Raw genomic sequence first — 14,464 nt, 5'->3', positions numbered from 1 at the left:
AGGCCGACGGCGCGGCTGCGACCCCGCGCGCGAGGCCGCGGCGAGCTCGCCGACGTCGTAGCGCGCGCTCAGGGCAGCTTGCCGCTCGGGAGGAGATCGTCGAAGGCGGCGTCGAACTCGTCCGCGAGCATCTCGGCGCCGACGGCGCGCGCGGCCGGCTTCGGCACGTCGATGCGGCGCAGCCGCTCCGCGACGCTGCCGCGCGGATCGCTGTAGCTCGGGCTCATGCGGGCGACCCGCTGGAAGTAGTAGAGCGCCTGCTCGGGGATGCCGCGCATCTCGTAAGCGTTCGCGATCTCGTACGTCAGCGCGAGCTCCTGCTCCACGGTCTTGTGCGAGGCGTGCAGCCCCCGGATGAGCGCGTCGATGCCCACCTCGATGTTGCCCATCTGGAGGTGGGTGACGCCGATCATCGACTGGCAGACGCACTCGCGCCCGGGGTCGCGTGAGGCGAGCTCGAACTCGGCGATGGCGTCCGCGTAGAGGCCCATCTCCTTGTAAGCGACCCCGAGATCGTAGTGCGTCGACGCGTCGCCCTCGGAGATCTGCGCCGCGACGCCCGCCTTGAACTGCTCGAAGACGCTCTCGACGCTGACCTGTCGAGGATCGTCCTGGACGCCCGTGACCGAGCCCGGCGCTACCTCGAGCTCATCGATCATCTTGAGGGACTCGGCGATGTCGAACGCGCGGTCCTCGTCCGGCCGCTCGCTGCCGCGCGGGACGACCCGCGTGCCGCTCTGGTTGTCCGTGGCCGCGCGCGTCTGCGACGTCAGCTCGGTCACCTCGCGCAGCCGCTCCATGAGGAGCGGGTGGTTCGGCAGGCGCGCGAGCTGCTCCTCGAGGATGTTCCGCGCCTCCTCGAACATCCCGTGCTGCGCGAAGAACTCGACCTCCTCGAGCGCGTCCTCGTCGAGCGCGTCCGCGCGGCGAGACCCCGGCGGCACGGAGCGGCCCGAGGCCGGCCGAGCGGACGCCGGCCGAACGGACGCGGGCCGGGACGACGCCGGGCTGTACAGGGCCGGCGGCGCCGCGAGCACGGGAGGCGGGGGCATGGAGGACGGGGAAGGCGCCGGCGGAGCCTGAGAAGCAGCGACGGCCAGGGGGTGCCCGGGCGAGCGGCTCGGGTGGACCGACGCCGTCTCCTCGTCGTCGTCCTCGACGTCCTCGACGTCCTCGACGTCCTCGACCTCTTCGACCTCCTCGACGTCGTCGATCGGGAAGCTCGGCAGCGGCGGCTCGTTCGCGAACGGGTCGTCGAGGTGCGTGACGAGCTGCGGACGCCGGGGGAGCGCCTCGACGACGCCGTCCTCGTCGAGCGTGTACGCGGGCAGCGGCGCGTCGGGATCGTAGAGGTCCTGGCTCGGCACCTCGGACGCGTACGCGTCGTTCTCGCCGGCCGTCGGCGAGACCTCCGGCCCTGTGTGCTCCTCGTCGGCGAGCTCGTCCTCCTGCGGCACGGCGTAGCCGAGCAGGTTGAGCATCTCCGTGGCCTGCGCGTTGCCCGGATCGAGGAGCAGCACCTCGTCGAGGAGCCGCGCGGCGTCGTCGACGGCGCCCTCGCCGGAGAGCTGCTCCGCGAACTCGAGCATCTGCTCGACCGCGCCGTCCTGGTCTCCCGCCTCGATCAGGATGTCGCAGAGCTTCTCGCGCAGCTCCCGCGCGCCAGGCAGCCGGGCGACGCCGCCCCTGAGGAGGGTGATCGCCTTGTCGTACTGGTGGTCGCGCCGGAGGTTCTCCGCGTGCGCGACGAGCTGCCGCGGGCTCGCGACCGGGGCGGTCGTGGGCTGGGACGCGCGCAGCGGGATCGGCGCCGCGGATGAGGGCTCGGCGTCCTCGACCTCGAGCTCCTCCGCGTCGGCGTCCTCGTCGTCCTCGATGTCGACGTCGATCGACGCGCGCGTGTTCCTCGCGTTGGGAGCGAGCTGGGCGGCGAGCTGGCGGACGCCCTCGTCGTTCGGGGCGCGCGCGACAAGGGCGGCGACGAGGGTGGCGAACTGGTCGACCCGGCCCGCCTCCTTGGCGATGCGCGCCGACTCCTTCTGCACCTCGATCGCCTTGGCCGGCTGCCCGAGCAGGTCGAAGGCGCGGGCGAGGAGCGCGAGGGTCTCCAGGTCCCGCGGGTTCTCCTTGAACGCGATCTGCAGCTTGGTGAGGGCCGACATCCCGTCGCTCGGGTCGCCGCGGTCGAGGTAGATCTCGGCGGCCATGCGGGCGAAGCGGGCGTCCGGGCGGTGCTGCAGCAGGCGCTCGACGACCTTCAGCGCGTCGTCGCGGCGCCCGAGCTTGAGGAGGAGCTCGGCCGCCGTCCCGAAGCGCTGGATCGCGGCGTCGTAGTCGCGGACGCGGATCAGCGCCTCCGCGAGGCGGAGATACGCAAGCGGGTTGTTCGGGTCGAGGTCGACGACCCTCTTGAAGATGTCGATCGCGTCGCGGTCGCGCCCCGCGCGGAGCAGGCGCGTCGCGACCTCGTCGTAGGCGGTGAGCGCGTCGCTCGTGAGCCCGAGCTGCGTGTAGATCTCCGCGAGGCGCGGGACGATGTGGCCGAAGCGGTCCTCGTACTGCGGGACGTGCTTGTGGATGATCTCGCGGATCTGCTTGTAAACGGCGATCGCCTTGAGCGCGAAGCCCTGAAGGGAGTAGAACTGGCCGACGCGCTCGTAGGTGGTGATCGCCTCGACGTACTCCTCCGTCCTCAGGTAGAGGTCGCCGATCTTGAGCAGCGTCCGAACGTCCTTCGGATCCTCCGCGACCAGCTTCTGGTACTCGGCGATGGCCTTGTCGAAGCGCTTCCGCTCGACAAACTTCTGCGCGGTCTGGAGTACCTTGTCGCGATCGACCGCCACGGCGATGGGAATCTCCTACTGAGGACAGCGAGGCGCTGCTCGGACGCCCCGTCGGCATCCCTCACCTCGCCTAAAAACACCTAGCCAATCCCGCTACCACGTACAAGCACGCGGCATCGGAAGTTCGGGAAGCTACCGCCAAGGTGCTTGTTTGCAGCACGCGGCATGCGCTCCCCGCGGGTCCATGTGGGGAGCACGGGGAGCGCGGGGACCGCCTGGCACGGTGGCCTTGGCCCCGCCCCGGTCGGACGCCAGGCAGGTCCGGTCGAGGCGCGTCGAGAGCGCGCCAGGGCGCGCCGATCAGCCGGGAAATGTGAAGATCGCGGAGAAGCCGGCCAGCGCCGCCATCAACGCGAGGACAGCGCGAAGCATAGCAGTCGAGCGGCCTTCTTGCACATTTCTGCACACATGTCGGCAGCTCGCCCCCGGCGGCGGCGCTGGTGACGCCGCTGAGCGCTGCGCGCCTGACCCGCCGGCGCGCGCGACGGATGGCGGGGATTCGGGTCGCGAGCTCTGCTGTCATCCGTACGCTGGCGTCGCTGGCGGTCCGCCCCGCAGTGGGTTCCTGGGCACGGCTGCGAGCGCTCGAACAGGTGGTCGCAGGTGTTCAGCGTGTTCAGCGTTCCTCGCCGGAGGGCGGGCCGGCGGGTGAGGTGCCGCGCGGGCGGGGCCGTGCGCAACGATTGCGCGCAGGGCGCGCCGGCGCCGGGGCGGCGGGGGCCGGATGGGGACCCGAACCGGTGAGCGCTTCTCGACCGCCCCGGTGAATGGACCTAGAGTTGGCCACCATGTCGCGCAGCCAGGCCTACCGCGCCCCGTTCGCTCCTGGAGAGGAAAATGCCGTCGACGCAGCGCTCTGCGAGCGGCTCCTCTCGGTCGCCCTGTCCAAGGGAGGCGATTACGCTGACCTCTTCTTCGAGTACCGGGCGGGGGGCGGGTTCACCTTCGACGAGGGCATCCTCAAGGCGGCGTCGCGCGGGGTGTCGATGGGGGTCGGCGTCCGCGTCCAGCGCGGGGACGCGACAGGCTACGCGTACACGGAGGACCTGACCTGGGACGCGATGAAGCGCGCGGCCGAGACGGCGGCGCAGATCGCGACGGGCTCCGGCGGCACGGAGAAGATCGAGCTGCGGCGCCGCGCGCTGCCGAGCCGCTACGAGCTGCCCGTCCTCTCGCTCGACGTCCCCGGCCTCGAGAAGCGCGCGCTGCTCGAGCGCGCGAGCGCCGCGGCGCTCGCCTTCGATCCCAGCATCGTCAAGGTCGAGGCCAGCTTCGCCGAGGAGGTGCGCGAGGTGCTCGTGGCCACGAGCGACGGGCGGATGGCGCACGACGTCCAGCCGCTCCTCCGCTTCGGCGTGCGGGCGCTCGCCGAGCGCAGCGGCAAGCGGCAGGAGGGCTCGAGCGGCGGCGGCGGGCGCATGACGACGGCCTACTTCGAGGGCAAGTCGCCGGAGTGGCACGCCGAGGAGGCGGCGCGGCAGGCGGTCGCGATGCTCGACGCGCGCGACGCGCCCGCCGGCGAGATGAACGTCGTGCTCGCGCCGGGCGACAGCGGCATCCTGCTCCACGAGGCGGTGGGGCACGGGCTCGAGGCGGACTTCAACCGGAAGGGGACCAGCAACTACTCCGGACAGGTCGGGAAGGACGTCGCGAGCCCGCTCTGCACGGTGGTCGACGACGCGACCCTCCTCCAGTCGCGCGGCACGATCAACGTGGACGACGAGGGCCACGAGCCCGAGCGCAGCACGCTCATCGAGAACGGCAAGCTCGTCGGGTACATGCACGACCGGCTCTCGGCCAAGCACTACGGGCTCACGCCGACCGGCAACGGGCGGCGCGAGAGCTTCGCCGCCGCGCCGATGCCCCGCATGACGAACACCATCCTGCTCGCCGGCCCGCACGATCCCGAGGAGATCGTGAGGTCCGTGAAGCGGGGCGTGTTCGCGAAGAAGTTCGGCGGCGGCCAGGTCGACATCTCGAACGGCGACTTCGTCTTCTCGTTGACCGAGAGCTACCTCATCGAGGACGGCAAGCTGACCGCGCCGCTCAAGGGCGTGAACCTCATCGGCAACGGCCCCGAGGTGCTCCGGCGCGTCACGATGCTCGGCCACGACGTCGCCACCTCCGACGGCATCTGGACTTGCGGCAAGGACGGACAGAGCGTTCCGGTCGGTGTGGGCTGCCCCACAATCAAGATCGATCTCATCACGGTCGGCGGAACGCGGATCGGCTGATTTTCAAGGGCTGGAGCGGTGGGGGGAAGGTAAGCCCCGTAGCGGTGTGGGTGGGTTTAGCGCGGTGCGTCTTGCCGGCCAGACGCCGCACCCGTATACGGGGCGGACATGGCGCGTCGCTCGTTCATAGCCATCGTCGGACACGGACCGGACCTGGAGCGCGATGAGGGCGCGGCGTCGGTCCTGCGCTCGCTGGGCGCTGATGTGAGGACCCTCGACCTCTGGGATGATCCGCCGCGGCTCTTCCTCGATGACGAGAGCAAGGCGCGCGCGATCGTCGTCGAGGCGCTCGATCGGCCGGACCTGGCCGCGGCAGCGCTGCGCGCCCTGCGCCGCGAGCCGCGCCTCGAGGAGGTCGGCGCGCTCGTCGCGGTGAGCGTGGCGCAGATCGCGCGCATCGAGCCGTCCAGCGGCTTCGACGACTTCCTGCTGGTGCCGTACGTGCCGGCCGAGCTCTACGCTCGCGTGCGTCTGGTCGAGTGGCGCCGCAGCGAGTTCGCGACCGAGGAGCGCGTGAAGGTGGGCGCGATCGTCATCGACCGCGCGGCCCACGACGTCTCGGTCGGCGGCATGCACGTGCCGCTCACCGCGAAGGAGTTCGCGCTGCTGTCGTACGTGTGCGAGCGGCGCGGGAAGGTTGTGTCGCGGACAGAGCTGCTCCGGCGCGTCTGGGGGAGCCAGTACGAGGGCGGCGCGCGGACCGTCGACATCCACGTGCGGCGCCTCCGGGCGAAGCTCGGCGCGGCGCTGCCGCTCGTCACGCTGCGCGGGGCCGGCTACCGGCTCGAGTCGCCCGTCCCCGGCTCCGGCGGGCCCGAGGGGGCCGACGCGGGCAGGGCGCAGCGGGGCGGAGCCGGCGCGGAGTCCCACGGCGAGGAGCGCGGCGAGCCGCGCGACGAGGACGAGGACGACGAGGAAGGCGACGACGAGGGCGACGAGGAAGGCGACGACGAGGGCGACGAGGACGAGGAAGGCGACGACGAGGGCGAGGCGAGCGCGCGAGGGGAGCAGCGCTCCGGGACGTCGGCGTCCACCTCCACGGCGACCGGTCGCGAGCGGCGCATCACGCGATGAAGTCGCCTGACCGCCGCGCGTCGCGCGCCGCCGCTGGCGCCGTCGCGGTGCGCGGCGGAGGTCGCTCGCGCCGCGCCGCGCCGCCGATCGTCGCGATCAGCGTCGGGTGTCCGAGCGGGGTGGGCCCCGAGGTGGCCGTGGCCGGCGCTGCGTCCGTCGAGAACGTTCGCTGCGTGCTCGTCGGCGATGAGGCGATCCTCCGGCGTGCTGCGCGGCTCGTCCGGGTCGCCGCTCGCCGGCTCGTCGTGGTCGACGGGAGCGCCGCCATCGAGCAGCTCGCGCCCGGCGAGGTGGGCGTCTGGGCGGGCAGCACGCGGCTCTCGCGGCCGAGCGCGTTCGGCCGGCCCGAGGCCGAGGAGGGGGCGGCGCAGCTCGCGTGGATCGACACGGCGACGGACCTCGTGCGCAAGGGCGTCGCGGCGGCGCTCGTCACGGGGCCTGCGTCGAAGCACGCGATCGCCACGAGCGGGGCGCCGGGGTCGGCGGACTTCCTCGGGCACACCGAGCACCTGGGCCGGCGGCTCCGCGCGCGCGAGGTCACGATGGCCTTCGCCTCGGGCAAGCTCGTGACCGCGCTCGTGACGACGCACGTGCCGCTCCGCGAGGTGCCCGAGGCGGTGAACCCGCGCGAGGTCGCGCGCGCCGCGGTGTGGCTCGCGCGGCTGCTGTCGGATCTCGGCCGCGAGAAGCCGCGCGTGGCCGTGGCCGCGCTGAACCCGCACGCCGGCGAGGGCGGCCTCCTCGGCGACGAGGAGCAGCTGCGGATCGCGCCGGGCATCCGCCTCGCGTCGCGGCGGCTCGCGCGCTCGGGCCTGGCGGCGGAGCTCACGGGGCCCGTCGGCGCGGAGACGGCCTTCCGGCTCGCGGCGCGGGGCGCGCTCGACGGCGTCGTCGCGATGTACCACGACCAGGCCACGATCCCGAGCAAGCTCCTCGGCTTCGGCGAGGCGGTGAACGTCACGCTGGGCCTGCCGATCGTGCGCACGAGCGTCGACCACGGCACCGCGTACGACCTCGCGGGCACAGGGCGCGCCGACCCGCGCGGCATGCGCGAGGCGATCGCGCTCGCGGCGCAGCTCGCGGCCGCGCGCTGACGCGCGGGTCATCGCCGGCGGCCGCGCGCTGACGCGCGGATCATCGCGGGCGGCCGCGCGCTGACGCGCGGGTCATCGCCGGCGGCCGCGCGCTGACGCGCGGATCATCGCGGGCGGCCGCGCGCTGATGCGCGCGGTCGGCGCGACGGCGCGTCAGCGTGCGTCAGCGCGTCTGAGCGCGGCCCTCGATCATGGCCATCAGCCGCTCGAGCGACGGCAAGCTCACGCCGCGCTCGCGGCCGAGCGCGACGATCGTGGCGCCCATCGCGAGGTGCTGCTCGCGGAGCTTCGGGCCGAAGTGGACGTCGAGGAAGCGCAGCGCCTCGGGGGCCAGGAGCCGCGCGAGCGCGGCGCCGGGCTTCAGCGTGAGCGGTCCGATGGCGCTGGTCAGGAGCTTCGTCCAGGGGGCCACCTTGCCGAGCCGCTCCGCGAGCGCCACGCACTCCTTCGTGGCGTGGAGCGCGGTGCTGAGCACCTCGTCGTCCGCGACGAGGGCCCCGGTGCCGCCGCCCGCGTCGATGGCGGCGATCAGCGGGAAGAACGCGGTCGTGGTGGCGACGTTCTGCGCGCCCACGTCGCGATCGAGCTGCGCGGGGAGATCGGCGCTCGTGAGGCGGCGCGCGAGCTCGTCCAGCAGCGGGCGCTCCGCGGGGAAGCCTCCCTCCTCGTCGATGAGCGTCGAGGCGAACCCGACGATCCAGTAGCGGACCACGCCGCGCTCATCGAGGTAGCCCGAGACGCTCGGCATCGCGGGGGTGATGCGGCGCACGGCCGCCTCTTCGAGCGCCGTGCGCTCCGGGGGCATGAGCGGCGTGAGCACAACGACGGGGACGGCCGGCCCGCCGCGGAGGAGATCCGCGACCGTCCTGCGCCCTGCCTCGCGCGGCGCGGCGCCGCCGGGGTCAGCCCGGGGAGCAAGCTGATCGAAGCGCACGGCGACGAGGACGAGCTCGGCGTCGGCCGGGATGTCGGCCGCGAGGCGCGGGCGCTCGAGCGTGTCGCGGCGATCAGCGCTGTTCACCTGCTCGATGACGAACGGCCGTACGTCCGCGACCCGCTCGGGACGGACCACGAACGTGACGTCGTCTCCCTGGGTGGCGAGGCGCACGCCGTAGACTCGCCCGAGCGCGCCTGCGCCCACGATGCTGATCCGCATGGCTGCCCTCGGTAGCCTGCGCGGCGCCGGGCGGGAAGAGCCCGCCGACGCGCAGCGGACCGGCGGCTCAGAACGTGCGCTTCGAGTCGATGAGGATGGTGACCGGTCCGTCGTTCTCGACGAACACGCGCATGTCGGCGCGGAAGCGGCCGGTGGCCACCGCGAGGCCCCGCGCCCGCAAGGCGGCGACGAAGCGGTCGTACAGCGCCTCGGCGCGCACGGGCTCCATCGCGCCGTCGAAGCTCGGCCTGAGGCCGCGGCGGACGTCCCCGAAGAGCGTGAACTGGCTGATCGCGAGCACCCCGCCGCGCACGTCCGCGAGCGCTCGCGACATCTTGCCGGCGTCGTCGCTGAACACCCGCAGGCCCGCGATCTTGTTCGCGACGTGGTCGGCGTCCGCGTCGTCGTCGTCCCTGGCGGCGCCGACGAAGGCCACGAGGCCGCGCTCGATCGCGCCGACCACCTGGCCCTCGACCTCGACGCGCGCGGCGAGCGCGCGCTGCACGACCGCGCGCACGGCTAGCGGTGGGCTGCGCGCGGGGCGGCGGCGGGCTCCGCCCCGCTGCCCGCGCTGAGCCCGAGCTCGCGCATCAGCTTGGCCGTGAGCTTGAAGTAGCTGCTGCGATCGTAGGGCTGGTTGAGGATGTGGAAGTCCTTGCGCACGAGGCCCACGCAGCCGAAGCAGTAGGTGCAGCCGGTGCAGTCGACCGAGCGCACGAGGTACGACGACTGCGTGCACCGCTCGGACGCGACGCAGTGGCTGCACGCGATGAGGTCGCGGCAGCCGCGGCAGTGCGTGCTGTCCGAGCAGCGCTGCGCGTCGACGCAGAAGTGGCACCGCTGCAGCGCCTTCGAGTTGCGGCAGAACGTGCAGTCCACGCAGCGCTCGCACGCGACGCACTCGACGCACCGCTCGTTGCCGGTGCCGGTCTCGAACCCCTGGATCAGCTTGCGGAGCTCGGCCTCGAATTCCGCGCGCGTCATTCCGCCTCGCCGCTCGCCGCGGAGATGACGCCGTCCACCGCCGCGCCGGGCGCGATGGCCTGGGGGCTCGCCGGCCGCGCCTGGAAGCCGGGCTCGGCGGGCGCGCCGCCCGCGATCGGGGCCTCGGGCCTGCCGCTCACCTGGCGCCGCAGCCGCTCGGCGGCCTCGCGCGTCGCGGGCTCCTCCGCGAACTCCTCGATGCGCCGCAGCCGCGACTCGAGCACGGTCTTCCGCTTCGGCAGCTCGCCGACGAGGATGCCCGAGAGCTCGTCGATCGCCTGCTGGATGCGCTGCTCGTCGCTGTGCTCGAGCAGCTGCAGGTACACGTCCTGCTCCGCGGGGAAGGTGTGGCCGGCGCGGAGGAAATCGTTCGCGGCCTTGGAGATGTTGGGCCTGCCCGACGCGCAGAGCAGCTTCGACAGGAGCCGCTGGCGCTCGACGGCCTTCGGGTCGCTCTGCGGAGGCGGCGCGAGGACGATGCGCCCCGGCGTCTTGGACGCGGCGTCGCGCCCGGACTTGACGCGCCCGCCCTTGCCGTCGTCCACCTCCGGCTCCTTGCGCGGGGAGAACAGCGCCTCGAGCGCGGCGCGGTGTTGCTTCGCCGCCTTCCGGTCCTCGCCTGTCTGTGTTGGGCGCGGCAGCCCCGCGCTGTTCGGCTGACCCCGGCCATAGGCGGTGTGGAGCTCGGGGTTGTGCCAGACCTTGGTTGCGTCTCTACGAATTCGGCGCATGTCGTGCCCCTGCTGACCTCGGAGCGATCATGGGCGCGCCACCGGGTTCGGCTTCCGCATCCCGCGTGTGGCGCCCCGCTTGCATCGATGGTGTGGTGAATGAGGCTGGTGCGTGTTGGACCGGGCTTCCCCCCGCGATCCGCGATGGCCCGGACGATGGTTGCTAGGGACGCGACGCCTGTCTCTCCGCCGATGGTGTCGATCGAGGAGGACGGGCCGCGCCGCTGTGCGCCGAGAGGTACCCGGCCGCGGACCGCGTGATGAGGGGCTCTGCCCCCATGCACCCCGGATCCGCGCTCACGACCCGACCGCAGTCGCGAGGCAGCTGGTTCCTACCACAGCCTCTGGTCAGCGCCGCAGAAAATTGGGCCGCCCTCCGCACTTCATGACAATCCGGTCCTCAGAGGTCCTCGATCCCCTTCTGAATTCTGAGCTTCCGCGAGGGGCGTCCTGGAGACGCTGTGTCGAGGTCGCTGACCTCGTCCCAGGGTGATTCAAGAAGCGGACCGCCGACTGCCTTTCCCAATCCCCCATCGCACGGACGGGCGGCGACGCCATGTCTGGGAGATCCGATCCCAGGGTGGATGGCATTCGCACCCGGCCCGACTGGAGCTTTCCATGATGAGCCTTCGTTCCGTGAGCAGTGCGGGCGCGGCGCCGCGGGCCGCAGGGGAGGCCATGCGCACCGCGGAGCCGCGGGCGCGCCTCACGCGTGCTCGCGCTGCCATGCTGGCAGCGCTGGTGAGCATCGCGGTGCCGGCCGTCCCGGCAGGGCCGCTGCACGCGGAGCCGCTGCCCAGGGCGCACGCCGCCGACAAGGCCGGAGAAGATGCCGGCGCCGGTAAACCGACCCGTCGCGAGCGGTCGCCGGCGAGCCCCGCTGGTGAGGAAGCGGAGCACGCGCGCCGGACAGAGACGCGGGCGAGGGCGCGCCGCGGCGATGGCGGCGCCGCCTCCGCGGCGAGCGGCGACGAGAAGAAGACGAGCGGCGCGGCGAACCGGAAGGGCCGCGCCCGCGGGAAAGCGCCGCACGCGGCGGAGAGCGCGGCCGGGAAGGAGACCGGCGCGGCGAAGGCGGGCAAGGCGAAGCGGAAGGAGAAGAAGAGGGCGGCGCGCACGGTCGAGAGCAAGCGGCGCGCGACGAAGAAGGGGGTGAGCAGGGAGGCGCCTCCGAAGCCGTGCCTCGGGCCGGCGCTCTCGATCGATCGCAGCGGGATCGAGCCCGAGCGCCTCGAGCTGGTCGACTGCGCGGGGAAGCCGCGCGAGGCGGCCCGGCGCGCCCTCTCGTTGCTCGCCCGACCGTGGGGCACGCCGCGACCGGTGCTGCCCGACGAGCGCGCGCCGGCGCCGAAGGCGGAGGCGGCCAGCGACAAACGGCGGACGGCGCGGACGGCGCGGACGACCGCAAACAAGCGGGAAGCGGCCAGAGACAGGCCAGCAGGGGCGCAGGCCGGAGAGGTAGCGCCCGGCGTGCGGCTGCTCGATCCGGGGCTGCTCTCCCGCATCGACGCGCTCGCGCGGCAGTACCCGGGGCGGCTCGTGTCGCTCGTGAGCGGGTACCGTCCGCAGAGCCAGGGGAGCCTGCACCAGACGGGGCGGGCGCTCGACCTGCGCATCACCGGGGTGCGCAACGACGAGCTCGCTGCCGCCTGCCGCAAGCTCGCGGATACCGGATGCGGGTATTATCCTAACAGCTCGTTCGTGCACATCGACGTGCGCGCGCCGGGGACAGGGAGCGTCTCCTGGATCGATGCGTCCGGGCCCGGCGAGGTTCCCCGCTATGTCACCGCGTGGCCACCGCCCCAGGAGGAGCAGCGGGCGGCGACGAACGGCGTGTCCAGCGAGGATGCCGAGGAGGTGCTCCGGCGGGAGCGCCGCGAGCAACCCGCGGGGGCGGCGAGCGCGGCGCCGGAGAAGGCGGCGAGCGCGGCGCCGGTAGCAGCAGCGAACGCCGTGCTGGAGAAGGTCGCGAGCGCGGTGCCAGAGAAGGCGGCGAGCGCGGTGCCGGAGAAGGCGGCGAGCGCGGCGCCGGAGAAGGCGGCGGGCGCGGCGCCGGAGAAGGCGGCGGGCGCGGCGCCGGAGAAGGCGGCGGGCGCGGCGCCGGAGAAGGCGGCGAGCGCGGCGCCGGAGAAGGCGGCGGGCGCGGCGCCGGAGAAGGCGGCGGGCGCGGCGTCGAAGAAGGCGGCGGGCGGCGCCCTGTAGTATCAAGGCGCGATGGGCATCACGATCCCTCGCCGGCACGCCTCCGCGGTCGCCGGCAGCTTCGGTCCGCTGGCGGTACATCGTCACGAGGTCGTGGCCGCGGGCGCCTCGTATACCGCCTTCACGATCGAGCTCGCCGACTGGATCTCGGTGGCCGCGATCACCGATGCAGGGGAGTTCGTCCTGGTGCGGCAGCACCGGCACGGCGTCGACGCGGTGACCATCGAGACGGCAGGCGGCCTCGTCGATCCCGGGGAGGAGCCTGCCGTCGCGGCGCCGCGCGAGCTCCTGGAAGAGACGGGGTATGCCGCGGCGTCGCTCGAGCCGCTCGGGTGGGTGCACCCGAACCCGGCGCTCCAGGCGAATCGCTGCTTCCTCTACCTGGCGCGCGGGGCGCGGCGGATCGGCGAGCCCGCGGGCGACGAGCACGAGAGCACCGAAGCGGTCTTGATGAGCGCAGAAGAGGTGACCGCAGCGATGCAGGACGGCCGGATCAGCCACTCGATCGCGGTGATCACCCTGCTGCGCGCGCTCGCCGTCACGACGGCAGCTCCGCGCTGACCGCTGCGCCCCCCGAGCGCCGGCGAGCGACGCGCAGCCGCCGGAGCACCGGGCACGCGGGAGCTCCGCGTGGACAGTATCCAACGCTTCCCCGTCGAGCATGCGTGAGTCCATGGGAGCGACCTGTCGGCTCGCTCACGCGATGATCCGTGCTTTTGTTGAATGGAGTAGGGAAGAGCACTCCCGCTGTGCGCGCAGGTTGACACGGTCGGATCTCTCGCGTCTTGATGCGCGCCCTTCGCCGAGCCGCGCCGGGGTGCCTCTCGGGAGCAGCGCGGGGGAGCGCAGCAGTGATCCTCGTGGGGGGAGCCATGGAGATCTGATCGATGAGCCGTGTTCTTCGGCGGACAGCTATCCTTGCTTGCGCCGGCGCCGTCCTGCTCACGGGGTGTAGCAGCGTCTCCCCCGCGCCGCTTGATCAGGCGACCGATGCGCACGGCAACGGCGGCGGGAGCGACGGAGTCGGGAGCGCTGGGCCCGGCGGCGCGGGCGACGCGCCCGCCGCCAGCTGCGACGAGCTCTCGGCCGCGCTGGAGGGCGCGCTCGACGGGGCCATGGAAGCCCAGCGACTCCCTGGCGTGGCCGCCGCCGTCCACGTCGGCGGGTGCAGCTGGCTCGGCGCCGCCGGGGTGGCGGACGCAGAGGCCAATCTGGCGATGCAGCCCGGTGATCTCTTCCGCGTCGGGAGCATCACCAAGACCTTCGTCGCCACCCTGGCGCTGATGCTCCGCGCGGAAGGACGGCTGTCGCTCGACGACGCTGTCTCCACGTACGTGGACGGCGTCCCCCGCGGCGAGCAGATCTCCGTGCGGCAGATCTTGAACCACACGAGCGGGCTCTTCGACTTCACCGAGAGCGACGCTTTCTGGGCCGCGGCCCTCGACGACCCGACGCACACGTGGACGCCCGCGGAGCTCATCGAGATCGTCGCGTCGAAGCCGCCGTATTTCGAGCCGGGGCAGGGGTTCGCCTACTCGAATACGAATTACATCATCGCTGGCCTGCTCATCGAGGCGGCCTCGGGGGAGCCCGTCGGCGAGCTGCTCCGCAAGCGCGTCCTCGAGCCGGCGGAGCTCGCGCACACCTACCTCGACGGCGCCGAGCCGGCCCTGCCCGGCCTCGTGCACGGCTACGGGCGGAGCCGAGGGGAGCTCGTCGACACGACCTCCGCGATCGACCCGTCCGCGGCCGGCACGTCGGGCGCGCTTGTCTCGACCACGAGCGATCTCACGAGCTTCTACCGCAAGCTGCTCGACGGCACGCTGCTCGGCCCCGCCGAGCTCGCAGAGATGACCACGTGGGTGGACGCGCCGCTCGGCGAGGTCAACGGATACGGCCTCGGCCTGTCCCGCCGTGAATCATCGCTCGGCGTCCAGTACGGACATGACGGCAGCATCTGGGGCTTCACGTCGTCGTCCTATTACACACTCGACAGCGACGCTTCTATCACCGTGCTCGTCAATCTGGAGAGCGGCGACGCCGGCAGGATCGTCGATGATCTGTCGAATGTCCTGGTAATGCCCTGAACCGCGCGGGGGCCGTCGCCTCGATCCCGACACGGGCGCGCGCTCACGAAAGGACCGCA

Annotated in this window: 11 protein-coding genes; 6 read left to right on the top strand and 5 right to left on the bottom strand. The window is 72.9% G+C overall.

Going from position 1 to position 14,464, the window contains the following annotated elements:
* Positions 1-68: 68 nt before the first annotated feature.
* Entirely contained in the window at positions 69-2,843 is a 2,775-nt protein-coding gene (locus WME89_RS39570) for a tetratricopeptide repeat protein (RefSeq protein ID WP_438004766.1), read from the bottom strand.
* A 788-nt stretch (positions 2,844-3,631) separates the two neighbouring features.
* Between WME89_RS39570 and WME89_RS39565 the strand changes: the two genes are divergently transcribed.
* From WME89_RS39565 to pdxA, 3 genes are all read left to right on the top strand, one after another.
* Complete coding sequence (locus WME89_RS39565) at positions 3,632-5,077, top strand: TldD/PmbA family protein (RefSeq protein ID WP_438004765.1); 1,446 nt, start codon at positions 3,632-3,634, stop codon at positions 5,075-5,077.
* A gap of 108 nt (positions 5,078-5,185) precedes the next feature.
* On the top strand, positions 5,186-6,151 hold the full coding sequence (locus tag WME89_RS39560; RefSeq protein ID WP_438004764.1) for a winged helix-turn-helix domain-containing protein: 966 nt from the start codon (positions 5,186-5,188) through the stop codon (positions 6,149-6,151).
* Positions 6,148-7,245: a 4-hydroxythreonine-4-phosphate dehydrogenase PdxA gene (pdxA, locus tag WME89_RS39555; protein WP_438004763.1), complete on the top strand. Its 1,098-nt coding sequence runs from the start codon at positions 6,148-6,150 to the stop codon at positions 7,243-7,245. Before WME89_RS39560 ends, pdxA begins: the two co-directional genes overlap by 4 nt.
* 163 nt (positions 7,246-7,408) lie before the next feature.
* Here the strand turns inward: pdxA and WME89_RS39550 are convergent, their stop codons facing one another.
* The 4 genes from WME89_RS39550 to WME89_RS39535 all read right to left on the bottom strand — a co-directional run bounded on the left by WME89_RS39550 (position 7,409) and on the right by WME89_RS39535 (position 10,116).
* Positions 7,409-8,401, bottom strand: coding sequence for a ketopantoate reductase family protein (locus WME89_RS39550; RefSeq protein WP_438004762.1), 993 nt, complete (start codon positions 8,399-8,401; stop codon positions 7,409-7,411).
* Positions 8,402-8,468: 67 nt separating this feature from the next.
* Complete coding sequence (gene dtd / locus WME89_RS39545; RefSeq protein WP_438004761.1) at positions 8,469-8,918, bottom strand: D-aminoacyl-tRNA deacylase; 450 nt, start codon at positions 8,916-8,918, stop codon at positions 8,469-8,471.
* A 2-nt stretch (positions 8,919-8,920) separates the two neighbouring features.
* Entirely contained in the window at positions 8,921-9,385 is a 465-nt protein-coding gene (locus WME89_RS39540) for a hypothetical protein (RefSeq protein ID WP_437619952.1), read from the bottom strand.
* Positions 9,382-10,116, bottom strand: a complete 735-nt coding sequence (locus WME89_RS39535; RefSeq protein WP_438004760.1) for a hypothetical protein — start codon at positions 10,114-10,116, stop codon at positions 9,382-9,384. The genes WME89_RS39540 and WME89_RS39535 overlap by 4 nt, the downstream gene beginning before the upstream one ends.
* A 618-nt stretch (positions 10,117-10,734) precedes the next feature.
* Here WME89_RS39535 and WME89_RS39530 point away from each other — a divergent pair.
* From WME89_RS39530 to WME89_RS39520, 3 genes are all read left to right on the top strand, one after another.
* Positions 10,735-12,318: a YcbK family protein gene (locus WME89_RS39530; RefSeq protein ID WP_438004759.1), complete on the top strand. Its 1,584-nt coding sequence runs from the start codon at positions 10,735-10,737 to the stop codon at positions 12,316-12,318.
* Between the two features lie 12 nt (positions 12,319-12,330).
* A complete protein-coding gene (locus tag WME89_RS39525) occupies positions 12,331-12,879 on the top strand; it encodes an NUDIX hydrolase (protein WP_438004758.1) in 549 nt (182 codons plus the stop codon).
* A gap of 326 nt (positions 12,880-13,205) precedes the next feature.
* The gene (locus WME89_RS39520) at positions 13,206-14,405 is read left to right on the top strand and encodes a serine hydrolase domain-containing protein (RefSeq protein ID WP_438004757.1); all 1,200 of its coding nucleotides are present in this window, start codon (positions 13,206-13,208) and stop codon (positions 14,403-14,405) included.
* Positions 14,406-14,464 lie beyond the last annotated feature (59 nt).

The sequence above is a fragment of the Sorangium sp. So ce321 genome, assembly GCF_051530195.1.
Classification (GTDB): Bacteria; Myxococcota_A; Polyangia; order Polyangiales; family Polyangiaceae; genus Sorangium.
The sequence above is the reverse complement of the archived record's forward strand: the minus strand, read 5'-3'. Positions and strand labels throughout refer to the sequence as shown.